This is a genomic window from Bifidobacterium crudilactis (assembly GCF_000738005.1).
Lineage (GTDB): Bacteria > Actinomycetota > Actinomycetes > Actinomycetales > Bifidobacteriaceae > Bombiscardovia > Bombiscardovia crudilactis.
In genome coordinates this window covers 606,435-631,817 of the sequence record NZ_JHAL01000002.1, presented here as the reverse complement: position 1 = coordinate 631,817, position 25,383 = coordinate 606,435, and the positions used below count along the sequence as shown (strand labels likewise).

General features: G+C 55.3%; 25 protein-coding genes and 1 tRNA gene. 11 read left to right on the top strand and 15 right to left on the bottom strand.

The features are described from left to right. Positions 1 to 32 precede the first annotated feature (32 nt). The 3 genes from DB51_RS04920 to DB51_RS04915 all read left to right on the top strand — a co-directional run bounded on the left by DB51_RS04920 (position 33) and on the right by DB51_RS04915 (position 2,889). Entirely contained in the window at positions 33 to 1,052 is a 1,020-nt protein-coding gene (locus tag DB51_RS04920; RefSeq protein ID WP_238548307.1) for an SCO6880 family protein, read from the top strand. 8 nt (positions 1,053 to 1,060) lie between these two features. Then, the gene (locus DB51_RS10565; protein WP_338023774.1) at positions 1,061 to 1,483 is read left to right on the top strand and encodes an SCO6880 family protein; all 423 of its coding nucleotides are present in this window, start codon (positions 1,061 to 1,063) and stop codon (positions 1,481 to 1,483) included. Between the two features lie 101 nt (positions 1,484 to 1,584). Beyond that, positions 1,585 to 2,889, top strand: a complete 1,305-nt coding sequence (locus tag DB51_RS04915; RefSeq protein ID WP_156958243.1) for a hypothetical protein — start codon at positions 1,585 to 1,587, stop codon at positions 2,887 to 2,889. Between the two features lie 52 nt (positions 2,890 to 2,941). On the opposite strand, the gene DB51_RS04910 is transcribed toward DB51_RS04915, so the two are convergent. Then, the gene (locus DB51_RS04910) at positions 2,942 to 3,682 is read right to left on the bottom strand and encodes a hypothetical protein (RefSeq protein ID WP_156958242.1); all 741 of its coding nucleotides are present in this window, start codon (positions 3,680 to 3,682) and stop codon (positions 2,942 to 2,944) included. A 420-nt stretch (positions 3,683 to 4,102) separates the two neighbouring features. Between DB51_RS04910 and DB51_RS04905 the strand changes: the two genes are divergently transcribed. The 3 genes from DB51_RS04905 to DB51_RS04895 all read left to right on the top strand — a co-directional run bounded on the left by DB51_RS04905 (position 4,103) and on the right by DB51_RS04895 (position 6,642). Continuing rightward, entirely contained in the window at positions 4,103 to 4,387 is a 285-nt protein-coding gene (locus DB51_RS04905) for a hypothetical protein (RefSeq protein WP_156958241.1), read from the top strand. A gap of 1,276 nt (positions 4,388 to 5,663) precedes the next feature. Continuing rightward, positions 5,664 to 5,759 (top strand) — tRNA-OTHER (locus DB51_RS10185). Position 5,760: 1 nt separating this feature from the next. Continuing rightward, a complete protein-coding gene (locus DB51_RS04895) occupies positions 5,761 to 6,642 on the top strand; it encodes a hypothetical protein (RefSeq protein ID WP_034252273.1) in 882 nt (293 codons plus the stop codon). 193 nt (positions 6,643 to 6,835) lie between these two features. On the opposite strand, the gene DB51_RS04890 is transcribed toward DB51_RS04895, so the two are convergent. Both DB51_RS04890 and DB51_RS04885 read right to left on the bottom strand, forming a co-directional pair. After that, on the bottom strand, positions 6,836 to 7,048 hold the full coding sequence (locus DB51_RS04890) for a hypothetical protein (protein ID WP_034252272.1): 213 nt from the start codon (positions 7,046 to 7,048) through the stop codon (positions 6,836 to 6,838). Positions 7,049 to 7,071: 23 nt separating this feature from the next. Continuing rightward, a complete protein-coding gene (locus DB51_RS04885; RefSeq protein ID WP_034252270.1) occupies positions 7,072 to 7,743 on the bottom strand; it encodes a zeta toxin family protein in 672 nt (223 codons plus the stop codon). Between the two features lie 103 nt (positions 7,744 to 7,846). Between DB51_RS04885 and DB51_RS10520 the strand changes: the two genes are divergently transcribed. Then, complete coding sequence (locus DB51_RS10520; protein WP_272866983.1) at positions 7,847 to 7,978, top strand: hypothetical protein; 132 nt, start codon at positions 7,847 to 7,849, stop codon at positions 7,976 to 7,978. 175 nt (positions 7,979 to 8,153) lie between these two features. On the opposite strand, the gene DB51_RS04880 is transcribed toward DB51_RS10520, so the two are convergent. Then, complete coding sequence (locus DB51_RS04880) at positions 8,154 to 9,041, bottom strand: hypothetical protein (protein ID WP_034252268.1); 888 nt, start codon at positions 9,039 to 9,041, stop codon at positions 8,154 to 8,156. Between the two features lie 84 nt (positions 9,042 to 9,125). Here DB51_RS04880 and DB51_RS04875 point away from each other — a divergent pair, with 84 nt between their 5' ends. Next, positions 9,126 to 10,199, top strand: coding sequence for an SIR2 family protein (locus tag DB51_RS04875; protein WP_156958240.1), 1,074 nt, complete (start codon positions 9,126 to 9,128; stop codon positions 10,197 to 10,199). Here DB51_RS04875 and DB51_RS04870 read toward each other — a convergent pair. Continuing rightward, complete coding sequence (locus tag DB51_RS04870) at positions 10,159 to 11,145, bottom strand: hypothetical protein (protein ID WP_034252264.1); 987 nt, start codon at positions 11,143 to 11,145, stop codon at positions 10,159 to 10,161. The two genes, DB51_RS04875 and DB51_RS04870, sit on opposite strands and share 41 nt — an antisense overlap. Positions 11,146 to 11,191: 46 nt before the next feature. Between DB51_RS04870 and DB51_RS09770 the strand changes: the two genes are divergently transcribed. Next, positions 11,192 to 12,154 (top strand): DNA-methyltransferase, encoded by a 963-nt coding sequence (locus DB51_RS09770; protein ID WP_051867284.1) that lies wholly within the window; start codon positions 11,192 to 11,194, stop codon positions 12,152 to 12,154. 340 nt (positions 12,155 to 12,494) lie between these two features. Here DB51_RS09770 and DB51_RS04855 read toward each other — a convergent pair whose 3' ends face one another. From DB51_RS04855 to DB51_RS04825, 6 genes are all read right to left on the bottom strand, one after another. Then, on the bottom strand, positions 12,495 to 12,890 hold the full coding sequence (locus DB51_RS04855; protein WP_034252261.1) for a hypothetical protein: 396 nt from the start codon (positions 12,888 to 12,890) through the stop codon (positions 12,495 to 12,497). Then, positions 12,877 to 14,316: an AAA family ATPase gene (locus DB51_RS04850; protein WP_084674562.1), complete on the bottom strand. Its 1,440-nt coding sequence runs from the start codon at positions 14,314 to 14,316 to the stop codon at positions 12,877 to 12,879. The genes DB51_RS04855 and DB51_RS04850 overlap by 14 nt, the downstream gene beginning before the upstream one ends. A 133-nt stretch (positions 14,317 to 14,449) precedes the next feature. Next, positions 14,450 to 15,439, bottom strand: a complete 990-nt coding sequence (locus DB51_RS04845) for a hypothetical protein (protein ID WP_034252259.1) — start codon at positions 15,437 to 15,439, stop codon at positions 14,450 to 14,452. A gap of 233 nt (positions 15,440 to 15,672) precedes the next feature. Next, positions 15,673 to 17,901, bottom strand: coding sequence for a hypothetical protein (locus tag DB51_RS04840; RefSeq protein ID WP_156958238.1), 2,229 nt, complete (start codon positions 17,899 to 17,901; stop codon positions 15,673 to 15,675). Then, on the bottom strand, positions 17,832 to 18,665 hold the full coding sequence (locus tag DB51_RS04835) for a hypothetical protein (protein ID WP_156958237.1): 834 nt from the start codon (positions 18,663 to 18,665) through the stop codon (positions 17,832 to 17,834). Before DB51_RS04835 ends, DB51_RS04840 begins: the two co-directional genes overlap by 70 nt. 260 nt (positions 18,666 to 18,925) lie before the next feature. After that, positions 18,926 to 19,945, bottom strand: a complete 1,020-nt coding sequence (locus DB51_RS04825) for a hypothetical protein (RefSeq protein WP_034252253.1) — start codon at positions 19,943 to 19,945, stop codon at positions 18,926 to 18,928. Positions 19,946 to 20,098: 153 nt separating this feature from the next. Between DB51_RS04825 and DB51_RS04820 the strand changes: the two genes are divergently transcribed. Further along, positions 20,099 to 20,704 carry a hypothetical protein gene (locus tag DB51_RS04820; RefSeq protein WP_034252250.1) on the top strand — a complete coding sequence of 202 codons (606 nt, stop codon included), beginning with the start codon at positions 20,099 to 20,101 and terminating at the stop codon, positions 20,702 to 20,704. A 19-nt stretch (positions 20,705 to 20,723) separates the two neighbouring features. Here DB51_RS04820 and DB51_RS04815 read toward each other — a convergent pair whose 3' ends face one another. Next, the gene (locus tag DB51_RS04815; protein WP_156958236.1) at positions 20,724 to 21,158 is read right to left on the bottom strand and encodes a hypothetical protein; all 435 of its coding nucleotides are present in this window, start codon (positions 21,156 to 21,158) and stop codon (positions 20,724 to 20,726) included. Between the two features lie 564 nt (positions 21,159 to 21,722). Here DB51_RS04815 and DB51_RS04805 point away from each other — a divergent pair. After that, a complete protein-coding gene (locus DB51_RS04805; protein ID WP_156958235.1) occupies positions 21,723 to 22,346 on the top strand; it encodes a hypothetical protein in 624 nt (207 codons plus the stop codon). A gap of 99 nt (positions 22,347 to 22,445) precedes the next feature. Here DB51_RS04805 and DB51_RS04800 read toward each other — a convergent pair whose 3' ends face one another. The 3 genes from DB51_RS04800 to DB51_RS09765 all read right to left on the bottom strand — a co-directional run bounded on the left by DB51_RS04800 (position 22,446) and on the right by DB51_RS09765 (position 25,369). Further along, positions 22,446 to 23,423: a hypothetical protein gene (locus DB51_RS04800; protein WP_034252241.1), complete on the bottom strand. Its 978-nt coding sequence runs from the start codon at positions 23,421 to 23,423 to the stop codon at positions 22,446 to 22,448. 268 nt (positions 23,424 to 23,691) lie between these two features. Then, positions 23,692 to 23,928 (bottom strand): hypothetical protein, encoded by a 237-nt coding sequence (locus DB51_RS04795; protein ID WP_034252238.1) that lies wholly within the window; start codon positions 23,926 to 23,928, stop codon positions 23,692 to 23,694. Positions 23,929 to 23,980: 52 nt separating this feature from the next. Further along, positions 23,981 to 25,369, bottom strand: coding sequence for a hypothetical protein (locus DB51_RS09765; RefSeq protein ID WP_051867283.1), 1,389 nt, complete (start codon positions 25,367 to 25,369; stop codon positions 23,981 to 23,983). Between the last annotated feature and the right edge of the window lie 14 nt (positions 25,370 to 25,383).

Genomic DNA, 25,383 nt, shown 5'->3' with positions numbered 1-25,383 from the left:
CAGCCTCACCGGTTTCGAAGGAGTGAACCCGCATGAGTACGAACAATCACGGCAGTGAACTGGTGCCCGTGAAGTTTTCACGCCTCGCCCGACGTGGAATTCTCCTTGGCCTGTCGCTGGTCCAACTGGTGACTCTGGCCATTGGGATCCTCGTCTTCGTCGGTGCCTTGTATGCCGGTGACGGGGTGCTGCTCGCCTACACTGCACCCATCTGGGTCTTGTCCGTCGCTCTGACGTGGATACCCGTCTCGGGCAGGCCGCGCGTGGAATGGCTGCCCGTGGCCTGCTGGTGGATGTGGCGCACTACGATCGGACAACTCATCTACCGACGACATATCGTCACCCCGCGCCCGGTCGGCACGCTCGCTCTGACCGGAGACATGGCCCGCCTGCGTGAATACACCGATCCCGACACTGGGGCCGCGATAATCCACGACCCCCACGCTCAAACACTGACCGTCGTCTGTGAGGTCAGTCACCCCGCCTTCATCCTGTTGGACCCCGCCGAGCAGGAACGCCGGGTCACCTCCTGGGGCAGGGTCTTGGCCACCGTGTGCCGATCCGGGCGCATCTCCACCCTCCAGATCCTGGAACGCACTCTGTCCGACTCCGGCACAGGGCTCGCGCAATGGTGGGCCAGCCACGGCACCCACGACGCCTCATGGGCATCAACGACGTACACGGAGCTGATAGAGAGGGCTGGGCCCGCAGGCGAGCGCCACTCCACCACGATCTCCCTGGCTTTGGATATGAAGGCAGCCTCCCGGCAGGTCCACACCGCAGGCGGAGGCGTCAAAGGAGCCGCAGCCGTCCTCCGTCAAGAAATGACGACGCTGACCGCCACACTGCGCACCGCCGACCTTGTCTCCACCGGCTGGCTCACCTCGGGACAGATCGCGGTCATTCTCAGCTCCGCCTACGACCCCGCCATCGCTGCCACCTTGGAAAGCCACGGAGAAATCGGGCAGAGCCTGGCCACCGCTGGGCCCGTCGCCGTCAACGAGACCTGGACCCAGATCAGCACCGACTCCGCCTACCACGCGACCTTATAGATCAGCGAGTGGCTGAGGTCCCTGGTATACCCCGGGTTCCTCTCCCCAGTCCTGCTCTCCACCGGTATCCAGCGCTCGTTCTCACTGATCTGCACCCCCATGCGATCCGACCAAGCAGCCCGAGACATCCGCAAGAAGAAGGTCGAGCATATCAGCGACACCTCCAGCGTCAGAAGATCGGGCAAATTGAGGACGCTTCACAAACCACCGAATGCAAGGATGTCCTTCAACAAGAAGCCGACCTCATCGCAGGCCACGGGATCCTGCGCTACACCGGACCTATCACCACACCTGTGCCAAACGAACTCGACGCCGCCGTTGCCGCCATCGAACAGGCAGCTATCCAAGCCGCTTGCGAAACCCGAGTCCTCGTCGGCCAGCAGGCGGCAGCATGCACTTCTACAGCGATGCCACTATGCCGAGGGGTGTAAAAGCCCAAGGGTCTCTCAAGGTTTTTGTCTCTAGGAAGACCTTAAAATTGTTACGGCACGCGGACAAGGTGCTGGCTCGATGACAATGTGGAGGCGGTCTGTTGCTGACAACGAGAGAAACTGCCTCACTGATTCTCCTTGGAACCGTTCTGGCGGCACTTTTGGTCATTCCGAAACTTCGACGCAACGTGATGCCGATCATCAGACCTGTGCTTCGTGCGGCACTCGTCCCGCGTCTATTGATCATGTACGTACTGGTGGTCGGTATGTCGGCTGTTTCAACAGTACTCGCATGGCGTGTTGGTATTTGGAACTGGAGCATGCTCAAGGATGCGGTCGTCATAACCGCAACGGTGGTGTTACCAATGACCGCGCGATCGTTCACCTTCAAATCTGGCGGTAGTCTTGCTGCTCATCTGGTCCGCGAGACTTTCGGACTTACTGCGCTCCTAGCCTTCTACCTCGATTCAGAGCCGCTCCCACTTATTGCAGAACTAATCCTTCAGCCGATTACAACAATGCTTGTTTTGGTTCAGGCGTTCGCACGCAATGATCGGAAGTTTGCCATTGTCCAGCGTTTATGCGACGTCCTACTTGGCGCCCTTGGCCTGTTTCTCATTATCTCGGCGACTTATGCTTTACTCTCAACTCAACAGGACTGGTGGCAGCTCACCGAGTCATTGCTGTTCAACTTCTGGCTACCGTTATCTCTTCTTCCGTTTTTCTACATATTCGGCTCCTACGCGATCACGGAGAAAGTACTGGCTCGCTTTCGCGCTATTCGGAAGCCCCTTTCTCCGCGAATCGTCCTTGCCTTCATGGCGGGAACACGTATGAGGATGAGCTTCCTGAACAGCTTCAACGGACGGTACAACAACATTGCGGATGCCACAGGGTTCCGAGATGGACTCCGAAAGATGCGTAATTTCCGGGCGGATATCTCACGAAGAAACGATGAAGAAACTCAACGGCAAAAAACGCTCGATCGTAACGCCGGAATCAGTGGAGTTGACGAGTCAGGCCTGCATATTGACCGACGCGAGTTCGATATTACGAAGAAGCGTCTTGAATGGATCTGGACTTGCCAAAACGGCCAGTGGGAGAGACAAGGCGGTCATTATTGGGATGACCAGACCGATTCGGTCGTTGACGCCGAAAAATACGGCCTACCACGAGAGCACGGCTTTAAGGTCGAGGTGACTCAAGAGGGCCAAATCTGGCGAGCCTGGCGTATCACGCCAGGCGGCGCAGTCCTCGGTGTCGGAGGAGTCGAGCGGCGCAGCAAGTTCTATTTCCAAGGGGACACTCCCCCGCGCGACTGGCCGGGGGACTCCAACAATTGGGTAGATGCCGTGCGGCAACAAGGACCACCCGACTGGGACAAAAATGACGGCACACGACTGTAGAACGAAACTAAGAAAATTAATCCACCATGTCTTTGACTCGTAGAAGAAGTATTTAGGATCCCGAATCAACCTTAGAGCCACCAGATTCCTTATTGCGATCAGCAATGGTTTCTTGCACGACAGAATTCAACTGACCTGCTCGCTCAACGTATGTTCTCGCAACACCGCTTGTAGGATTCACTTGCCCGTGCGCAACTTTATTTCTAATATTTCTCAATCCCATAACGGATTCATAGAATGAGCCGCTTATCAATCTTGATGAATAAAGTTTATTAATGACTGGCACTGAAGACTGCCTCGGAAAAATTACTTTACCCGTTCCCGTTCGTGCGAGATCATCGAGAGCTTTACTTAGCTTCTCCCACGAAACCAGTATTGCTCCTGATGGATCTTGTGCTGGATCCGGCATAACTGATTCGCCAGTTTTATTTAGAATAATTGAATCTAGAATTTCTACAGAGGGACTATCAGCTGTTTGGGCACCACAATTCCCCAATTCACGCTCTTCATCGAGTACCTCGTCAACTTTATCCTCAACATTTTTAATCTCTTCACTAAACTTCACCTCTGCACCGAATCCTTTTGCCCCTTTTACACGGCCTATGAGCTTCCGGATTGGTTTGAGAAAAAGTAGCACGATTACAAGTACCATGACTGGCCATGACAGCAAATCCCCTATGACTGAGGCAGCAAACTCTTTCCAACCCATATCAAGATTGTCTCGCTCATCAGGGAATACAGACATAGCGACACTCTGGCGTTGTTGCAGTTTGATTCCGACGCCAAGTCCCATGTTCTACATCCGGCTATCTGCTCGGGGCGAGCGAAGCTCTGAAGTCGTGAAGCATGAGTGCCCACCCGATCCACGAGACTCTCACTTGGCAAAGGTATTCGGACGCTTCAGATGTGGATCTATTACGTTGGGCGCTGGACGCACCTGTTCGGCGACATTGCTCGTCAGGGAGGTTCTCACATGTCTACGTTCGTCAATCCACGAGCTGATGGTTCTTGAAGTGTTGGATGCGTTGCGGGGTGTTGTTCATGCCAGCCGTGTTTTCGATCCCTCCAGGACTTGTACGGGGTCTTGTGGGGTGTGTTGTCATCAGTGCGGTCGCTCCGCCAGGTGTGTGATCAACTCGCCGGCAGTTATACGGATAGTCGGCCGCGCGCGTTTGACGAGTCTGGCGATCACAGGATCGGAGCGCACAATGCTTTGTCTACCGTAGATGAGTTACGTGAGGCAGCGACGCTGCTTGATGTGGCTGAGAGTGGTCTGTCGACGGCGATGTCCGCCGTTCAGAGGATCTGGAAGGCCTTCCCCGCTCAGACTCAGAGGCTGTGGATCGGTTTCGTTCTTCTGGATGGTTCACAGACGGAGAAGGTTCTCGATCTGATTCAGCGGGAGGGCCCATATGCAGGGATCGAGTATTTGAAGCAGTGTTACTACGAGGGGGAGAGAGACCACAAACGCGGCCTTCGTCAATGGTCACGTCTATGACGAGCCTTGTTCGGGAAGATTGGAGCGCACAGCTAGCGAGAGTGAGTACATGTTGATGTATAGCCCGTTTCTTGGCCGGGTTAGTTTGCTGTGTACCGACGATATCTCACTGAAAGCTGGTCCTCTGGATCGGCCACACTCAGGGATGAGCACACGACGAAATCGACACTCCTAGTCGAAGCGTCAAAGAGAACTGGTTCACTATCCATCCAACTCGGCTCCATCATCAGCGCAGGGACTGAGCTTTTGGCGGGTCAGAGCCGGAGCGCTTGTTGACCTCGGCGTTTGTTATTTCAGCTTCGGAACGTCTGAAACTTCGTCGGCAGCGGCCCAAGGCCGCGATCACAATTTCTTCCCAGCAGCGCCATACGAAACCGACAGCTCTTGGGAACAAACAGGTGCCTAATGTGTCGAACGTCGTGTCACCACGTACTTGCCTACGTCGGGTGAAGCAGTCCGAGCGTCGCTGCACTCGCCCGGAGAGTTCAGGATTTCTCGACATTGAGACATGCCCATGGCGCTGGGGGGTATATCCGTTTGTAGCTAGGGCGATCTTGGCCCGGATGGAGTATTGGGCAGACAAAACCTATATTGGGCGGCAGCTCCGTCTACGACCCATGTGTGCTCTACGCTCTGGGGTCGTTAAAGCCCCGAACGTTGTGCTTACTAAGATCGTCGACTCCGGCAAATCTTCCCCTGGCCAAAGAGCCAATACGCCCGAACCTTGCCATTTGTGCGTCGTCTGTAAGTGGCCGTGGAACCTGAAAGAGGAGCACACTCTCGCCGCGAAGGCCGAGCGATCACGGTCAGCCAGGGACTCAACACCCGCTTGAATCCCTGGACGAGTGTCTCCGGGCTGAGCGATGAGCAGTGGGCAGTGGGCAGTGACTGTCGCCTCACCGTACAGAGGTCTGATCAGCGCCTTAGTGAAGGAAAACAGTGCTGGGACGGAACCTGTTACCATTGGAGCACGCGGGTTTGATCTGTGGTTGTGTGAAGTCATTCTGGACAACTATGTGCCGATCCTATCGATGGTCGTCGACCATGTTCCCAACCCGACTAGCACGATTGGTGATGGCAGTCTCGTCGAGGATGGTCGCCTCAGCGGACGCAGGGTGTAACGCTGTAAGACGAACATACAAAAGATGAGTTGTACAAGAGACTACCAGCAAGCTGATCTGAGCAGTGCCGCCTTGCTATTCTTAAGTCTTAGATCCGCTCAATTCAATTCAGGAATTCACGAAGCTCCACGATATTTGAGGTACACTTTTTAAAAGCGCGTGGAGTGTCTTGGCTAGCACACCTGCCTTCATACTCATGTGTTCCGTGAGACTTAAAGCAGGGGGGATCTGTTCGAATCAGATCATGCGCACATGGCGTTTTTACCGGTTGGACTCAAGCACACAAAAGCACGCAGAGACTTCAAGACTAGGTCTGGGAATACGACTCAATCTCTGCTGACGATCGTGGTCGGGCTGGATGCCGTTAGGGGGGGCGCCGATGCCAGCCCAGACCTTCCAGCAACCTGGAATCCATTCTCGAAAGAAGACGCTTCCGCGCGAGCGCGGACATTCGCCAACCAAGCAGCTCTTCTATGGACCGTCGAATCCATCATCGGATACGTGTCATCATTGATTCGCTCTGATCCACCGATCGTTTCATCATATTTGAAGGACGAGATCGACCATGAAACAGATAGAGAAAAGAAACTCGTTCGCTTGGCTGAATCCGTATGCAAGGAGAATAGTACAGCCTTGCTCTTAGTTCGAGCATCCTATGTGTGGAGAAACCGAGTCACTCATGTGGGAGCAAGCAATCAAGTCAAAAAGGACGTTTCTTCAGAACTTATATCGCGTTCCTCTGAGATTTCAGATAGTTACCAAGGGCTTATTATTCAAGAACTGCTAGAGCGTATCAGCTCAAGCAGAGCACCCAGACTTAAGGAATCGGCTTCAATCTCTCGCGCTGCAGGATCTTTAGTCCGCAATATTGATGAAGAGGCTGTCAAGAATGTCGATTTGAAAGAATTCGCAAGTCAACTTCTTCGCAATTATCTCTCGGATGCCGTAGATGCACAGGAACGAATGAAACGCGCTGTCGGCATTTGGGGTGGAACATCCGAGAAAAACCAGCGTTCGATTACAACATTCCTGCTTCAACACGGAATGAGCAGGGACGACGAGGATGGAATCGATCTCGATCTTCCCTGTCACACTCCGAAGGAGGCAATCAATCTCCTTCTTGGAGATTCTTAAATCTAAAACGATGTCCATATAGCCAGCGGATCAAGAACATGGTCTACTCGAGTATTCTCGAGATAAGCCAGGTTCGAGAAAAACGGCCTTGCAAGAAGAGCCGATCTTAAGGGGATTCGCTTATGCTCTCCACAATCGGCTTTATTGCAGTATTATGAAGATACCGTACAATATGGTGCACCTAATTGTGTACCTATTGCGCTTCAAACATCTCTCCGTAGTGTGCCCCGTCTTCAGGGAAGCTTCGTATGACGGCGAAAATGTCATTGCCCCCGTCTCTTTCCCAGTGTCCGTCGAAGCTATCCCCCACCCACACGGGCGGCGTCACCCTGAACGCCCGCTCTCTGGCGGTGGTGTCGTAGATATATCCGCCGATCCATTCTTCGGCTATCCGTACCAGTGTCATGTTGTCCTTCCTGTGCATATTGGTTATGCGTCCATGTACCTGTCATCTCCCGCGAAACGGGAGTAGTCCAGCTCGACGGGCTCGCGTCCGTCGAGGTTGTTGTCGAACACTCGGGGTATGAAGTCCACTGAGATCATGGTCTTGTCGATGACCATGTTGGTGTTTGTTCGAGAGAGTTCGTGGATGATCTCCTTGGACATGCGGCTCGCCTCCTCGTGGACCAACGGGCTGGCCTCCATCGGCGTGAGTCCGCGTACATTCGGGATCATCCCCTCCTGGGCCATGCGCTCCTTGATGTCGTTGGGGTTCACCGTGATATAACCGTCCGTGCCGCCCATCATCCGCAGAATCGTGGACTTGCCCGCACCTCCCATGCCCCCTGCGAACACCAGCCGTCCGTCATGTCGCGCGTCCCGCTGCAGATAGTCGTCGATGATGGCATTGCGCTGCGCCGCGCGCTTGGGATCGCGTGCGTTCGGGTCGACCGATGGGGTGAGTTCGAGAAGACGCTCGACCATCGCCTGACGCTCGGTGCTCTCCAACAGTGTCAGGTTATCCTGGTGTAGCTGCGCTTCGAGAGTCCGAAGGCGATCGGCCTCGTTCCCCGTGTCCTGTCCAAGGGGACAGATCGTCGATACCGCCGAAGCGAGTTTGCTCCGCGAATCTCTGGGTGCGTGGCTCGCGTGGCTGATCATAGTTGTTCATTACGCTTCTATGCGGTGAGCGCCGCCGCCCATGAGATGTCCGTATCGATGCCCATCACTTCAATGTCATACGTGCCTGAGACAGGGAGATGCCTTGAGTCAGGTAGAACCCGGTCTGCGTGGCAGCACACAACTCTGGGATCCCGCCTCGATCATGGCACTTGCGGTTTCCGCCGTGTTCTCGGGATCGCCGGGTAATGGGGATGCGGGTAGCGCACGCCGATGAGCACCGAAGCGCGACCCAGCGTAGGCGTCCCCGCTCATCGCGACAACGATGCGGCCACCACCCGCTCCGCATGCGGCGGCGCTTCGCGGGCGACAGCCGCATCTTGCTGGTCAGCCAATCGGCATCAGCGATACTAAACGAGCGGGTGAATGCCCCGCGCTGCCCATCAGTGCCGTCAGTCCGTAGGCAATGGGCATGTGATGGAGGGAATGATGAATACATGCTGTCTATGGGTGCCCTTGGATGCGTTGCCCGACACCATTAAATACCCGGTGAACGCACGATTATCAGGGGTCGTCGCCGGTCCACAGGCCGCAGTCGGTTTCCGCGTCGACGATGGGTTGAGCTTCTCTGCAGCGAACATAGCTATGCCCGGGATATCGGCGTATTGTACGCCGCACAGCACGATGAAGCGCCCAGCTTTCGGCGCTTTGCTTCTGCGCCACATGTGTCTGGCCTCCGCACGCAGGCGAGCACCTTTGCGGCGGTGGGCTTCGATACGCCATGCGTACTTGCTCTCGTGAACCACCGCCGCGAAGTCGTCGCCGCCCCTCTCGCCCTTCGGATAGATGGCCTTGGCTCCGACAAGTGTGGTCAGACGCATGCCGCGAACGTAGGCGAACTTGCGTCGCGTCCTGCGCGACACCCGGTTGCCCTCGGCGCGGTATTTGTGCTTCGATGTGCCGTCCATGTCAACCATGAAATAGCCCAGACCGTCGCGCACGAACAGTGCGGTGGGGTTATCGCGGCGCATGAAGCCGATCTCGTCCTCGCTTTCGTCGTCAGAGATGGGCATCACGTCATCTCCCCACGTCTCTCTGAGCTCTGCTAAGGCGCGTTCCCGTATCGAACCCTCGTCTTCGCCGCTGAGCAGGTATTTGCCGAGCCTGTGGCACGTCGACCACGGCTGCTCCGTATCGCTCCATTTGGGCATCCTGGACACAGGCTCGCGCGGGACGACCAGCGTCTCGACGCGCTCGAAGTCCTCCAGGTCGTCCGTGCCGCCATGTCGCGGCTTCTCCTGCCACTGCTGCGTGCGGGGGTCTCGTGGTTGATCGCTCATATCTCGTCTATGCGTTTACAACACGGTGCAGGGGTTCGTTGTGGTTTGCGGTCCCGTTGAAGAATTTCCGGATAGAATCGATGTGTGAACGATTCGGTACGACGGCCGCTGTACATCCTCGGCGCAGGATTTTCCAAAGCACTCCATGAGCACATGCCCATTACCAACGATCTAGGTAACGACGTCGCAGAGCTCTTCAAAAAGCAAAAACATCGGAAGTGTGGCTACGAGAAAGAAGAATCGTTCGAGGACTGGCTTTCAATGGCATCACAGGAATTGCCGTACCTTGACAGTTCCGAAAACCGACAGAGGGCGGCCGACCTGCAGCTCATGCTCTCGCTGATAGCAACGGTTATAGAACAAAGATCGCAGTCGTTAGAATCTGCACCCCCTTGGCTCACCACACTGATCAGTCGGTGGAACAGTGAGCAGGCGAGGATAATCACCTTCAACTACGATATGCTGCTTGAAAAGTCCATCAACATGGTCCGACCGACCATCAAGTTGAACGGCAAAGATCATAAGCTGTATGGGGATGAAGTGGTATTTCCCCGCCCTCAAACAGACCTTGCAGGAACTTGGAAAGAGCAGAGTATTCAATCGGCGAAGGAAGGATCCATGCAGATCATGAAGCTGCACGGATCGCTGAATTGGTACTGGGCGCCCGACGACCAGATCGGGCAGACCTTACGAAGGATACCTGTACGCAAGGGCCTGGGCGAACAGGATGTGGATGTGAATCATTCAACCAGCGGCCTTGAACGCTTCCTTATCCCGCCGTTGTCCGGCAAATCGGCCTATTACCGCCCATATCTCACTAGGGCATTGTGGTGTGACGCTCTTGCTGCCGTTCGGCACGCGGAATCCATAACCTTCATGGGCTATTCGTTACCCATGACCGATCGAGTCACTGTCGAACTACTAAAAATGTCGCAATCGCCATTGCACGTCAACATCGTGGACCTGCATGCAGATGCAAAACAGGACGATTCCCTGCAAAAAAGAATCGGAAAGATCGTCAAATGCTCGGACATACGGACTTTCAGCGGTAAATCGTGCATTGAAGAATTCGTCAACAACCAGCGGAGCCCGGAGCATGAGGAGCCGGATGCGACCTCTACAGACACCGAGCCGCCAGCGTCCCCAACCGCTCCATAAGCGTGCGCAGGGTGATGTTCAGTCTATTCGCCTCACCTGATAGTTCATGTACCAGTAGTCCGCCGTCCGCCGTCCCGTATGTTGACTGGTCTTTCGCATAATGCTCGGCCACAATCATCGAAACGCCTGCTGATGACAGGATGCGCGGGATACCAGGATCATCGTGCAGCGGTGTCAACAGGAAGGTAAGCGCTTGACGCGGATCATCCAGCGCGTTGAGGGAGGGATGCCACCAGCCTGCGGATATGAGATCGGATGGTCCCGCGCCCTCCACCAGAAACCTTCTCCTGTCCAAGCCCAGAGGCCGCGGAAACACCAGATCCGGATGCATGTCAAGCAATGAGGGTCTGCCGTCACTTGGCACGGTGGACAGCAGTAGGTTGTCGCCGCTCTCATCGTCATCCCAGGCCGAGATCGGTGTCTCGTGGGCGTTGCGTGCGCGACGCACGATGCTCTCGGTCATGGCCTTGGTCAGTCCCCGCGCCCAACCCGCCACCGTCGTGCCCAATGTGGGATCCCATAGGTTGCCTTTGTTCCATGCGGTGGAATTGGTGATCATCTCCACGCCTGTGATCTTCTCCAGCACGCGGGTCTCGATGTCACGGCTGACATGCGAGACAATGCCAAGGGAGCGGTCTCCCCCCGTGATCTGCGGATCGCGGCTGATAGCCCCTACTGTGTCGACGACCAGTCCCGAACACGCCAGCTCATCGGCCATTGCCCTGCGGGCGGGCGAGCCGAACTCCCTCTCCGCGCCGTCCCATCTGATGAGCCTGGCCAAAGCGTCCATTGCATCGCAGGGGTTGGCGTGAAGCTGATGCGCCGCCCAACGAAGCAGCGGGTATACATCCCCGTCCCCCGCCCGCGAATAGGCGGCTTCGGACACCGCCTCCACTCCCAGCGGTATCAGCGGCATCAGGTCGGTTCGGGTGAGACGCGTTCTCATGCCCTGCCTTATGCGTCCGCAGCGGTCTTGGACGCATAGCTGACATATGACCATTGCATATCAAGACAACCAGATCACCCTCCATCACGCGGACTGCCGCAAGATGCTTGCGGACATCCCCGACAATTCCATCGACTCCTGCGTAACCGACCCTCCGTATGAGCTGACGGGAAGTTCGGGTAAGGGCGGTTTCATAGGTCTGTCCTGGGATGCCACAGGCATCGCCTTTGACACGGAGCTGTGGGCAGAGGTGCTGCGCGTACTCAAGCCCGGAGGTCATCTCATGGCGTTCGGCGGCTCCCGCACATGGCATCGTCTTGCCGTCGCCATCGAGGATGCGGGATTCCAGCTGCGCGATCCCATCGCCTGGCTCCATCAGGATATCCTGCCGAAGGGCCAATGGGCGGACAGGCTGACGGACAGGATGCTTGGTGCCAAACGTCCCGTCACCCGCGTGCCGTACCACGACACCTTCACGTTCGACGGCAACAACAAACATAAATGGCAGCTCGAGGCGGAGAAGGCGGGGTACATGGAGATCCCGTCCGATGAGCCCATCACCGAGGAGGCGAAACGGCTGTACGGCTGGAACAGCGCACTGCGCCCCGTGTTCGAGCCCATCGCGATAGGCAGGAAACCCATGACCGAGTCCTTTGCCAGAAACATGCTCGAACATGGCGTCGGCGGCTACAACATCAAAGCGACGGGTGGAGACGGATTCACCCCCAACGCCGCGACGGACGGACTGGAGACGGGATGCGATCTGCCCGCGTTCGTCTACGTGCCCAAGACCCCCGCAAAGGAACGCCCTCGAGTCAACGGCATCACCCATCCCACGCCCAAGCCAGTCAACCTCATGCGGCACCTCATCCGCCTCGTCACACCGAGGGGGGGGTGCGTGCTTGAACTCTTCGGCGGCAGTGGCGCCACCTTCGAGGGGGGCGCTGTGGGAGGACTGCCGTGTGGTTGGCAGCGAGATGTCAGAGGACTACATTCCACTCATCATTGAGCGCATCGAGCGCCCGATCACACCGAGTCTGATTTGACCTGATGGTTGGAACCTAGTGGCTACCAGATGCTTGTTGCCGATCATTGAAAGTTATTCGAGTTCAACACTGAATCCCTGATTATCTTTGGCAGATAGGTGCCGGTGAAGGAGCTCTGCCCCAAAAGAACAATGTCTAAGTATAGATATCCCTTCAGTTTATTGGCAATTCGCTTTTCCGAGCCTAAATTTGACAAATGGCTTTGTATTCGTTGCGCGTGATTATGTAAATCGTTTTGGTTCTCGTCAACTACAACCAAGACTCTCGTCTTTGTGCGAGCGGTCGCGTAGGACAACAACTGTTCTACATTGAGCATGATGTAAGTGTCATATAATTTTTTAATATCTCAATCTGGTAATCATGTGTGTCATTGACGACATAGTTTCCGTTTTTATAGACCCCAGTTTTCTTATATTCGACGAGATAGATGTCCCCATTGTTCATTACGAAAATCGAGTCACAGCTCGAAGGTTTCATCGGACATTCCCCCTGATCGGTGCAAACAGGTGGAAGTGAGTGCTTGTCGGCGAAGCGTCCGGCAAAAACATCCAGATTATGCCCTTTTGCTTCGTTGTGGATCAGCGATTCACTGCTGGGATCATCGGGATGGCAACGACTGAGTTCGGTAATGGTCTGAGGATCCCCTGAAACTTCCGTCAGCCTTTGGTACAGGGATTTTTTGTTCTTAGGCATCTTCATCGCCAAACATCTTTGCCGCTCTGGTTCTTTCCAGTATGTCAAAGGGCTTTGCCATTGACTCGAATACTTGTGCCTTGCGTTCTTCATCCGCGCGTAAGTATCGAACAGAACCGTTCTTGGACACGTTGGATACATAAATGCCCGTTTTATCAGTCCAGTCGTATTTCTCTGCGTATGTTTCAATTGCCTCAATAAAGTATGGGCTGTGACTGGTAATAAGAAGTCTTACACCAAGTTCTTTCGACAAAACGACCAGTGCCTCAGCATAAATGATCTGCCATCCCGGATGCAGATGGATCTCTGGTTCATCGAGGATGAGGAAGTCACCTCTTCGTATGACATTCTCCTCAACTAAGATTCTCAGGAGGGCGACAGATTTGCTTCCTTTTGATGAATTTGATGTCTTGATGGGTTCTGTTAGCTCCCTGTTGCCATAGAGGACCCATTCATGGTCATGATTTTGTTTGAGCTTTCCCTCATAGGCCGTATCCAGTACTGAAAGGAAGTCCTGTCCATCCTGTTCTGCAAGAAGAAAATCAGCCAAGGTTTCATTCTCATCTGATTCCAAAATGAGTTGTTGCAGTGTGCTTTTTGGCATTGCCAAGCTGCGACCCATTCTCCTATAATCGTCGGCAAGCCCATCCACAACGCTCGGATCGTCAAGCAGAATTGCACGAGTTTCGGTGTCGAGTTGAGATGACGACTCTAGGCATCGATCTCCATTGAACGTTGTGCGTATAAGTTCAGTACCGTTACTGTCTACGAGACAAATGTCAGGCTTGTTGCCAGCTTTGATGATTCTTGAACTAACCTGTCCATCAAAGACAGATCCAAATGTTCTCTCCGAAAATGCCTTTGAGAATGATGAATCAGTGAGCTTGAGGATTCGCACGCAACGAGCGACGAACTCTTGACTGTCACCTTCTCGCACAAATGACTTGAATTTATCCGCAATCCGTTTGTGCATTCCAGTTGAATGATATGACTCAATAAAAGCTTTGACAGAGGCAGGGGTTGCCTCGAACCTCAAACCTTTTGCCATATCACGGGCCATCCCCCCTAATGAAAAACTAAAGCCGGCTCTGCTGATTCTTGTGGAGTTTGTTGGACTCTCAAAATTCAAAGTAGATTGCCCGTTGTTTTCCTCGATATCTACTTGCTCCTCGTAGAAGCGTCGAAATGTCAGTCTCAGTGCATTAGCCACCTCCTCTTCGGGTGATGAGAACACGTTGGAGAAAGAGTTGACCAAAGCGAACAGTGCCTTGCCCAACGTGCTCTTGCCGACGTTGTTCTCGCCCGCGATGACCGTGATACCGTCCAGGTCGATCTCGGCGTGTTCCACGATTGCCAGTGAGTCGATGACCAGTTTCATTCGATACTGCCGCCCATATCCTTGTTGTCCTATTGTCTGATTCTCAGGGTACATCACACCAGCCCCTCAATCGCCTCCGGAGAGACCCGCCGCAGGATGCTATGCATCTGGGATATCGCGGCCGTCGTCTGCGCCATCGTGCATGTCGTTCGCAGGAGGAACATACGCGGTGCGCACATACATACCGCTATTTAGCGAAGCCGAGCAATCTATCCGCCACCCCCACCGTGAGTGGACGACCTTTGGTTTTGTTCTTCAACAGGTATTCGCCGAATCTCTCCACGAACATCTGCACCCCTAGGGTCGCGGCGAAGGGCTCGTCGCGTTCCATGGAGTCGATAGCACGGCAGAATTCCGCTTTAACCTCCCGGGAAAACTTCTTTCTCGTATATAGTCGTTCATTTCTCGGATATGTCATATGTACCGTTCCGGCTGGCAGATCCCACTCGTGCGACCATGCGCCGCCCCCAACGGGAGGTTTATGCATCTGACATAGATAGTGTGCGTAAGGTCGGATGCCCCAGTCCTTACCGTCATGGGAGCAGTCGAGGACCCGAGCGGACGTCATTTTGTCGGTTATGGTCGTGCCCGAGCTCAGAAGGATCCAATCCACACTGCCCGCCGCCTCCCTGAGCAGGGAAAGAATTTCCGCAAACATCGGCAGCTCGCCTTGTTCGCACCTGCGTGCTGCGGTGTGGGGAGCGTTGAGGAACAAGTCCGAAAAATCGGAGCGTGTCTCTATGAACAGCGCCAATCCCCCATATGTTGAATGTTCTTGCGCAGCCAGATCCTCGACCGTATGTCTGTAGGACTCGAGCTTGTTCAGGTGATTATGGAGCGTCTTCTCTAACACCTGGACGAAGTTGTCGAGACCGCAATCGAAATGCACCCTCTGGTATTCCCCCAGCAACGCCGAGAAGCTCTTCAACGCCGAGTCAAACGACCCATCGGCGGCGAACTTGCGTTGCATCTTTGTCATCTCGTTTTCCAGCACCTTGTATTGCGACTGGTTGGCGCCGTGTTTTCTATGTCCGCCCGCATCCACCTGAAAGTGCTCGATGCCGATCAGACGATGCCCGTTATCAGCGGAGCGAACCACGAAATCAGGATGCTCGTTCTCCCCGTCGACCATCTCGCCAAAAGGAATAGCGTGACTCGCCGCGTTATGCTCAGCCAACTCAAGAGCCCTGGCATAACGGGATTGTTCCCTGTTCTTTTTTCGGCATTCGAAGAATTATCAGACATGAGGCAAGCATAACGCCATCGTCTTTACGCTCATGCCCATCGTATGGGGCGCGGGTAACACCACAAAACCTGACATGCTGAAAGGAATCATAGGAGACACGAACACCCGCCAGAATCTCCTCTTGACCCTGACGGGCGTTCGTTCGTGTTGATGGTTACACGGTTTCAGCTCTGCTCAGCTTTCAGCGCAGCAGCAGCGCAACAGAGGTTCCAGCCAGCATGATGCCCGCCATCGGCAGTGCCCAGAGCCACCATGCCATCCGCTCCATGCCGCCCGTGTCGGGGAGGAATGACGTTGGACAGCTGGGTGTCGCCTAGGTCCTGCTGCACATGCACGGTGCCGTTCTGGATGCCAGAGCACTTGGACACGCCCAATGCCGCGGCGTTGTCACTGCCAAGGTTCGCGGGGATGGCGGTGCCGCCGACCACCAGCCTGGTGGCGGCCGTCTGCCGTCTGGTGTCCACCAGCAGATCGGTCTCGTTCCAAGGGACGCTGGACCCTTTGAACGTATTACCCTCGTAGCCGTCCAAGGTGATGCTGCTGGCGCCGCGCGAGCCGTTCGTGTTGGTGACGGTGACCAGCCATCCAGCCTTGCGCACCACATCCTGCTCGGTCGGGTCCCATCCCGGCACGCGCATCGGCACATCCACATCCGACTCCGTGAGCCTGTAGTACCGTACCTCGCCCGGATCCAGATCCTTCAGGCCTGTGAATATACCGATGCCCTCGGTGTTTAGGGTGATGGTCACGTTCTCGCCACCGGACAGCTGAGGCGCATCATGCACCAGGTTCGCGTTATCGGCATTCGCGTTCGCAGGGTCGATCCTGGTTAGCGTCAGCACCGCGTTCTTCGCGGGCATGTCGCTCCATGCGCCATCGGCCTTGCCGATGCGCCCATGCTTCCATATCTTCAAATCGAACGGCGTACGCATCAACGTCTGCTCCGTAGTCGGCTGCCACCCATCCGTCAGCGACGGGCCGGTGCCGAGCTTCGCATCGGTGACCTGGGCCGACCAGTCGAACAATTTGTCCGCCTCGACCGTGAACGTGAACTGCTTATCGAAGTGCGTGTTCGTGAACTGCACGCCCCCAGTGTTGGCACCGGTGACATCCGAGTGCACGACGTGCCACACCCAGGTGTAATAGCCCGTGCCCAGCCGCACTTCGTCCACGTTGGCGCAAGTACCGCTCGCATTGTCGCGAGTGACGTTGAACGAGTATGAGGCCCAGTCAGGTTTCCAGTCGCCTGCCGCGCCCACGGTGATGTTGCGTGTTTGCGCGTCGCAGACTTTCAACGCGTTCGAGGCCACGGTGTCGCCCTCCGACCCCATGGCGGGACTCCACCAGTAACTGCCTCGCACGGGGATGGTGAGGTTCTCGATACCGCTCATGTTCAACTTGACCCGGTTGAGGTTTTCCTCATCATCGACCAGACGCAGGGTCACCTCATCACCCGTCAGCAGCCCATCGTTACGGGACTTCGGGGTGACGGCAGTGTCCAGTGCCAGTCGCAGCTGGTGGTGAGACCACCCGTTCTCCGACGCCGCACGGTCGGATGTCCAGTCGCCCTTGGCGAGGCATATGGCGTAGGCGGCCCCATAGTTCGAGCGCACGGCCCAGCAGTCGTTGCCGCACGCGCCGTCGAGATCATACACATTGCCCGCGTTCCGACCCTCATCCTTACCGCCGACCGCGCTCAGATGGCTCTCGAACTTGAGACTGCCGCCAGGCCACACGCTCCACCCGAAATCAGAGGGCGTGAAGTCGAATGTGGCGCAACCGTTGACATCCACATCACCATCGACCTCCGGAGCGCCCAACGCGGCACACTGAGTGCCGCCACGGTAATAGCCACGATAATTCAGACTCTTCACCCGCGTCTGCCCGCCAATGGTCAGGCGAGTCTCGACAGCGTAGTGAAAACTGTCGAATCTGCCGTCACTGTTCGTATCCAGATTCTGATTCTCCGCACCGTCCTTGAGCGATACGCGCACCTGATCGGTCAGGGTCACGCTCGACCCCGCCATCACCGTGTTCTCCGGAGTCTGTGTCACCGTCTTGGAAGCATCCAGGTCACTCCGGTCCCAACCCGTCACCAGCGCCTGACCTGCTTGCGAGGAGAGCTGCAACGCGGCGTTCTGACGGTCCACCACACGCCAACGCTCGGACGCCACACCCGCACCACCGAAGGTCCTGGGACTGCCGTTCATATGATCGCCCGAGGCGACGATGTCCCACCAGTAATCACCCTTCTGCCAACCGCTGGGCATGCCAACGGTGCTGTACGTGAACCAATTGAGATCATACGAGCCGCTGTTACCACTCAACGTCTGGGACTGTTGCTGGGCCTTGGTCGCCGACCCCACCCGTAATTCGCGTTGTAGTTGAGCCACGCCTGAATATCCACCGACTCGCTCAAACTCGACCCGTTACGATTCAGAGTCACATGGTCACGCACCCAACCGGACGACCCCTCCAACAGAGTCGGAGCATTAACCACACTCGACGCATTCGGCGTGAACTGCGCCTGCGTAGACAACGACAGATCGTAGTTCTGTTCCGGCTGATTCTGATTCAACACCACGCACACCCGTTTGGAACGGCTAGCATCAGCCGCCATCGCGACCTGAGCATAAACCTTTACGTCTTGCCTATAACCATCCATATCAGCTGCATCGGCTTTCAGCTTAGTCATCAGGCTGGGCCATTGGGCGTTGAGGGCGTCCCATAGGGCACCGTATGCGGGCATGCCGTCGTAGAGGATTTTTCCTGAACCGTCGCTGTTGTTGCCGATGAAAGCTCTCACCAGCACGGAACGGTAATCGCCCCGAGTACCCCCATACGTCGCTATCGCTGTGTCCCTGGCGTTGTTGCACACGTTCTCCATCGTCGCTATCGTTGCCACACCGTTGGTCATACCCCAGGGTGACCATCCGCTCCACGCATACATGGTGTTCAGGGCACTGCCGTTACGGGCGGCATTGTCATACGCCCAGAAGCGGTACTCCCAGCCCGACCCGTTCGTGCCTCCCGCACCACCTGCATCGGACGAGCCCGCACCGTCATCCCCACAGCACCGGCAACGCCGATGGTCAGCAGCACGCCACCGACCGTCAACGCCACAACACGCAGCAACCGCTTGTATCGTTTCAACCACGACAACTGCCGTCTTTTCTCGACTCTGTAACCCATAATGTGCTCTTTCCGTCCATCGAATCATTCACCAATGCCCTATGCGGACACCTGATGCCTTCACATGCCGCGGACGACCACGCGAACCGATATCGGAAACGAGCACACCAAGCGTTGCGTCATGAATCCAGCCGAACACGGCATCAGATACACCACGGAGTATGCACACGACAAGAACCCCCGGCACATCAATGCCGAGGGTTCCGTAAACCGTCCTTTCACTATCTACGAGCAACGATTAGGATCAGCTTTACAACGAGCAAGTGCCTCTTGGTCGATCATCTTCTTCAATGCATCCATTGCATTCTCTGATGTGCCGCCACCGCTGTTTCCGTTGCCCGAGCTTCCACCGCTGTTGCCTGTCGAACCGGTGCTCTTCTTTGTGGTTGTTCCGCTGCCGCTCGAAGCCGTCTTCTTGCTGCTTGTCCCACTTGACGTCCCACTGCTCGTGCTCTTCTTCGCATTCGCGGCCGCCTGTGCCGCAGCTGCGGCTTGTGTTGCGGCTTCGGCATCCACCTGGGCTTTCGCGTTCACCGCGTCGCCCACCGCCTGCACCTTGCCCGACAGGTTGCCCGCATGGTCGCCCAGCGCCTGGATATCCTTCGATTCCTTGACATCGATGGCGCTGTCCAGCGCCTCCCGAAGCTGCTCGCGCACCGCATTGTCAGACACCTTGCCGTCCGAGTCACTCAACGTCTGCTCGCCGCTGGCTATCGTATCGGTCAGCGTCTTCAGCGCGTCGGCGACCTCCTTCGCGGTCTTCGACTCGGTGACCTTGGCGGCACCATCCCTGATGGCCTTGATATTGCTGTCCACGGTCTTGGTCTGTATGACCAGCTTCGCCGTATTGGCATCGAGGGTTTCGGTGTCGCCTTCCGCAGGGCAGGTGACGGTCTTGGGTGCCTCGACTGCCACTGCCTTGGCCAGCGCCACTACGGTGGCTCCGTCGGCAACCTGCTCGACTGAGATCTTCACGGTCTCGGCCACGTCGGTCTTCGCCCTGTCGAGGTCAGTGAGCGCTGTCTTGAACTGCTTGAGTTCCTTCTCGCAGGAGGCAAGCGACTGTTGACGCTTGGTCTCTGCGAGATGATTGGCGTAGAGGATGCCGCCTGTGATACCACAAGCAAGAATGACGGCACCTACGACGAAGAACACGATGAGCTTCGCGCGTTTCCGGTTGGACTGCATTTCGGTCTGGTTATCACCAGTGCTGTCGATGATGTGGGTCTGATCCAGGTTGGTCATTTGAATCGGCTCCTTATTATGGACGTGCTGTAAAGATTATATAGGGACGCGAGAAAGGCTGTTATTGACATGGATCTCGTTGTAACTGTGAGCCCTCTCCGCGCCCTATGTATCTGTTATGCGTCCGTAACGTGGGATGTGGATGATTGCACCATGGATTGGATTGCATTTGTTCCTCTTGCGGTATCCGCAGTGTCGCTGGCGATGTCGATGTGGGGAATATATATGGTGCATAGAAACAGGCCGCATGCGAGTTTTGCCGTTACCTCATTGGACAAACCCGTCGGTTCCGACTTCCTCAATGAGCTGCAGCCTGCACTGACGGGAACGCTGCACAGTGACGGAGACGGGCGCGGCTATGACCTTCATATGATGGGGGTACATTGTGTGATTCGCATCCACGGCGAAGGCTTTGCTTCGTCGAGGCCTGTGATTGTTGGTGCCACACCACAGTCGTTGGCATTTGATGTATGGCCGTTAGGCGGAATCGGGAAACTCGACAACAGCGCCTACATGGTACTGCATTGGGTAAGGTCGCCAACGCGTCTGCGTCGATGTGCCGCTCAGCGCATTGATTTCATTCGGAGCAGGCAGGAGCCCATCAGAAAGCACTACAGATTGTCCGCCTGGGCCTCGCGGTATCTGCATTGGAGGGCTCATCGGCTGTATCACAGAGCCCCCGACTTGGAGGTGTTGTCACCGACATCACCGGACGGCAGGTCGGCACAGTGGTTCTTCCCAGGACATATCGAGGTGTAGCAGGCATACGCACTGAGCGTCAGGTGAGGCTTTCCATCCATGCTCCCATCTGGACAACCCCCAAGCTGAATGCGATCGGGATGAACGTGAACGCGAATACCCACCAGTCGTCGTTGACCAATCTCCCCGTCAACGATGCTGCAAACAACACCCAGAACAGGGTTGCGTAATGCATCTCGCCTCTGATGACAAAGGCAACGGACACCATGACGGCAAACAGCCACAGCAGTACCGCTCCCAAGAGACTCACGTCGTAACACGGCATGCACGACATAAACGCCGACCATGCCGTCAGCGCCACGATAAACAACATCAGCATCCACGTCCAGTCGCCTCTGAACGCCATGACAGCTGACGTGATGACGGCGGCTGTCGCCGCTATGGCGGCAATGAACGTGATGATCCTGTACCTCCGCCGCGTCTGCAGTGCCTCGTTCTCATTGAGATTGTCCAATTGAGGATCCTTTCTGGCGTTTTCCATGCCCGCCCGAGTCGTATGCAGACACCGGAAAATTGCGCTTTGTTTGCCATCATCGTGGCGGGAGACACTGCTTCCACCAGAGCGGAATGGTGTGCTCGATCAGAAGATGCAGCGCGGGAAGAATCGCACCCGGCATGGCGGTCAAGAATACATATGTGGGAATAGGCCAGCACGGGGTGTTGCTGTTGTCGCCCTGAATTATGCTCCATGTTGCGATAAACATCGTAAGCACCAGTAGTATAACCACGACGTACATTCGCTTATATCGAGAGGGCTTGGCGATAATAAGGAAAGGTAGATAGATCATCAGCCCAAACATGCCTGCGTAGGTTGCCATTGTCATCACACTCGCATTTACGGGTGTTGCCACGGCATCCCTGAACAGAACATAGACCACTATTCCCAGCGCAAATGAGATCAGCCATCGAATAACGCGGCTCGGACTGGGTATCGCATCGTAAAACTTGAGGAGAGTGCATTCCCTCGGATCGTCGCAGATAATCACAACCACCTTATGCGTCCTGTACGGTGTTCATTATGATTTCACTGAGAAAGCGGCTTGTTGAGGACGTGCATCATATCGCCCTTAGTGTGCAATGCGCGCAAGAGGAGCGGAAGCAGTCGCATAACGACCCGTCGTGGACAGATTGGGTGTCGTTGTTGATTGCATTGGTGGCCTTGGCTGTCTCTGTTGCAGCTCTCCTTCTGTCGGTCCAACAGTTCAAGGAATCAGGACCGGTCTACCACGCCACGGTCGGCGAGCGCTCGGGCATCACCATAGCCGTCATCACCAACGTGGGGCGCACAGGCGGCTCCATTCTCGAACTCAAGTCCGCAGGCGAACGCGATCTCTTCGCCTGTAATGCCGAGCTGAGTGACAACGGTGCCCTGTCATTGTCGCAGGGAGGCAAGGTCGGAGTAAGTGCACTGACGCTGGAACCGGGCGAGTCGCGCCCTGTCATCATCATCTCGAACGATCCCATTGCGAATCTGAGTGGAGTCGCCGCCAGCGGTGAGACCATCTCGGTCACCATAGACAATCGTGCAAAGCAGGGCTATGACCTCTCGCAACTCGACGGGTATCCCGAGGCGGTAGCCGCATGCAGTCGACTACTGGATACATTGACAAACTCACCCGAGGATCTGAACGGCAATTCTTGACGCTGCTGTTCCTCTTGACTTGACCTTTGATAAATGCGGTTCGACTCTTTTACTCGTAAGGCAGCTCTTCAACACTCCTCTGGGGAAGACAAAGAGACACTATTGCATCTGTCGTATATTTGTTTGCAGAACTCCCTCGCATAGGTGTTTTTCGAAGTCGTCAGTCTCGGAAAGATCAAGAATCATCTTTCTCTTTTCAATAGATACTCCCGAGTCAAAGAACCTGATGTTCTCAGGTATCATTGGCATCTGTGGCATCCATCGGTTCAGATTTAAATCGCGATAAGGCCGGTTCTTTGTCAATCTCTTTGCCATGGTTGGCGATAAATTCCGTGCAGCGATGAGCGACAGCCCATACCACTCGAATTCATGCTCGATCATCTCGTTCACTGAAAAGTACGATGCAAGTCCAAAAGCTTCGGTAGATTCCGCTAGTTTATCCTTGAGACTTCGCTCAGGCAGTGGTCCAATAAAATCCTGTCGGCTAAGCGCCATACAGAGATCTTGGCACTGACTCATGCTACTCTGATTAACCCTTCGTAAGGCTCCCTCATGTAGCTGTAAATGTCGTATTTTATAAAGCCACATATGATGCTCTTGATTGAAAGTAGCAATTTGTCCTTTTTTTCTGGGACGTATCATAATTGCCAGCGAAGGATCCACTGGAACGATCCAAGCAGGTCTTCCCTCAATGTCTGTTTGTGTTATTCCCAAGTCCCCCAGTACGAAACTTCTGTTTTCTGGAGAGTGAAGGCAGGACCAGTCTGAAACGAGCATAATTGACAGCAACCGTTGAATCTCGAACACTCTGTCTGCGTTGGCATTATCTCTGCTGAATACACTCGACTCTATTTTTCCCGAAAACATCCGTGCATTCATGCGCTGCTCGAAATCAGGACCGCGTACAAACAAGCAGGTCACAAATGGCACCAGTGAATGGACGAAACCGTCTAGAGTCGTAGAACATCCCATTTTCAGAGCGTCGAATAGACTCGGTAGGTACTCTTCATAATCCCACTGATCGATCGTGCCATTTTCAAAACCCTTTACATCATAGATTCCGTTTGAGGCGCACACTGTGCTTGCCCTTGCCCGATAGATGTGATCCTTCCCCCTACGAAAAACCTCCACACGTCGATCGCGTGATGCCGAAGTCGTGTCCGCCGAGAATCGACCTATCACACATGCAGGCAAATAATGTTGCTTGGTTCCTCTTGTCGAGTACACCCATCCCCACCTTCAATCTTCTGAAAACCACCAAACGACCAGATAATTGGAAGTCACTACTTTTATAGACATATTAGAACGTTGCCGACCGTCCGTTCTCGACGACATGGTCCTTCCTTCAGGACGAAAGATTCAGCACCCTTCGCGGATAATCCGCAAAGTAGTCGAGAATGTACCGGGGGTTCTCCCGGTGCCTCAGATCGATGCTGCCATACCTCCCCTGTGACAGGTCTCCCATGGCCTCGACGAAGCAATAATCGAACCAATCCCCGCATTCGACCGCGCTGACCCTCTGATGCAGCAGACTCAACGCCAAGTAATCCGCTATCTGCCTCAATGCTAGGTGCTTCTCCATATGAACACCGTACAACGTCCTGGCTCAAAGGAAGAAGTATGGGTGCGAAAAACTACTCGCAGTCATCAGGTATGGGATCGAGATCAAGCAGGTACCGTGCGATCTGCGTGATGTCCCTCACAGGTTCCACGGGGATGGTCAGCTCGCCTTCGAATACCTCGTCGACATCCTGAACAGTCGCCTTCCAAGTGCAGTGAATTACTTCACCCTCGAACTGCGCCGGTGCCAGCAGCACCTCCTGGCAATCTGTCGAGGCAAACGTATCGAGTGGCCTGATATCACCTGCATCCACCTCGATCACGAATTGTCCATTGACATGCTTCGTGCTGATGACAGGGTTAACGCTGATTGCAGAGGACAGATAACTTGACACGTCGCCGATAACGCCAGAATCCTGCATCCAACTTCGCTGCCCCCAGATTCTGGGCGCCTGCGGCAGTCCGATGGCATTCACATCAGATCCGAAGGTCTCTCCCGGATCGACTCTGTGCTCGACTGACGTCATGCTCCCATCCATGCATATTCTTAGCCTGACCGCTTTCAGATTGGCCTTCGTGGTGTTTTCAACAGCGAATACATAGGGGCTGCACATCCATCCATTGACGTTATCGAGCGCGTCCGCCCATTTCCTCGAGCATTCCTTCTTCCATGCTTCGATAGCTTTCCGATATTCTTCCTCTGTGCGCGGCTCTGATAGCCATGGCATCAATACCCCGCCACCTCGAAAAACGTTATATGCGGACTGAGATGATTTCGCAGGCAAAGCTTCGAGCAGAGTTTTTTCGGTCGCCGCTATGTAGGCATCCAGAGTCTTGGCCCTGTCGATGGCACTTCGGTAGGCGGAGCCCCTCACGCTGACATGCAGCTTTATCGGCGTGGTCTGCAGGCGCCCTCTGCGGGTGAGCATGTCTATCTCGTCGGCCAATGCGTCTCTGGTCGATCCATCAGCCCTGAAATAGATGGCCCCGTTCTTCAATCCCTCACCATCCGCTCGGCACGGAAATGCCGGCTGTCCCTGTTCGGGGGGATCGACCAGGACGATGAGCACTTCTTTGCCTTCATGGTCCGCAGGCAGACGCTGTACATCCCATTTAGGACCGGAGGCTCCGAGGAACTGCCGTATCACCTTGTCCAGTTCCATCTTCTCGATGCGGTCCACTCCCCCGATTTCATGATCATCCACGCCGATGAACATCAGTGCGTACCCCTGGAAATGACGCTTGGCGATCTCCGGGTCGCGGTTGGCGGCGCCGAGAATGAATTTGGCGATCTTGCTTTTGTCCTTCTTCGACGTGACGTCAAAGCGAGAACCCTTGATCTCCAGCGAGTGACGCTCCGCGGTATCGCCGGTGTTCGCAATCGCCCGCACCAGACGCGACAATGCCTCCTCACCCACTGGAAGCCTGGAATAATCCACCTGTTCCTCGCCCTGCTGCACCATGTTCACATCCCTTG

Coding starts and splice junctions, on each gene's coding strand:
- DB51_RS04920 (WP_238548307.1), top strand. CDS start 33: ATGAGTACGAACAATCACGGCAGTGAACTGGTGCCCGTGAAGTTTTCA.
- DB51_RS04910 (WP_156958242.1), bottom strand. CDS start 3,682: ATGGGACTTGGCGTCGGAATCAAACTGCAACAACGCCAGAGTGTCGCT.
- DB51_RS04895 (WP_034252273.1), top strand. CDS start 5,761: ATGGCGTTTTTACCGGTTGGACTCAAGCACACAAAAGCACGCAGAGAC.
- DB51_RS04890 (WP_034252272.1), bottom strand. CDS start 7,048: ATGACACTGGTACGGATAGCCGAAGAATGGATCGGCGGATATATCTAC.
- DB51_RS04885 (WP_034252270.1), bottom strand. CDS start 7,743: ATGATCAGCCACGCGAGCCACGCACCCAGAGATTCGCGGAGCAAACTC.
- DB51_RS04880 (WP_034252268.1), bottom strand. CDS start 9,041: ATGAGCGATCAACCACGAGACCCCCGCACGCAGCAGTGGCAGGAGAAG.
- DB51_RS04870 (WP_034252264.1), bottom strand. CDS start 11,145: ATGAGAACGCGTCTCACCCGAACCGACCTGATGCCGCTGATACCGCTG.
- DB51_RS09770 (WP_051867284.1), top strand. CDS start 11,192: ATGACCATTGCATATCAAGACAACCAGATCACCCTCCATCACGCGGAC.
- DB51_RS04855 (WP_034252261.1), bottom strand. CDS start 12,890: ATGAAGATGCCTAAGAACAAAAAATCCCTGTACCAAAGGCTGACGGAA.
- DB51_RS04850 (WP_084674562.1), bottom strand. CDS start 14,316: ATGTACCCTGAGAATCAGACAATAGGACAACAAGGATATGGGCGGCAG.
- DB51_RS04825 (WP_034252253.1), bottom strand. CDS start 19,945: ATGACCAACCTGGATCAGACCCACATCATCGACAGCACTGGTGATAAC.
- DB51_RS04820 (WP_034252250.1), top strand. CDS start 20,099: ATGGATTGGATTGCATTTGTTCCTCTTGCGGTATCCGCAGTGTCGCTG.
- DB51_RS04805 (WP_156958235.1), top strand. CDS start 21,723: ATGATTTCACTGAGAAAGCGGCTTGTTGAGGACGTGCATCATATCGCC.
- DB51_RS04795 (WP_034252238.1), bottom strand. CDS start 23,928: ATGGAGAAGCACCTAGCATTGAGGCAGATAGCGGATTACTTGGCGTTG.
- DB51_RS09765 (WP_051867283.1), bottom strand. CDS start 25,369: ATGGTGCAGCAGGGCGAGGAACAGGTGGATTATTCCAGGCTTCCAGTG.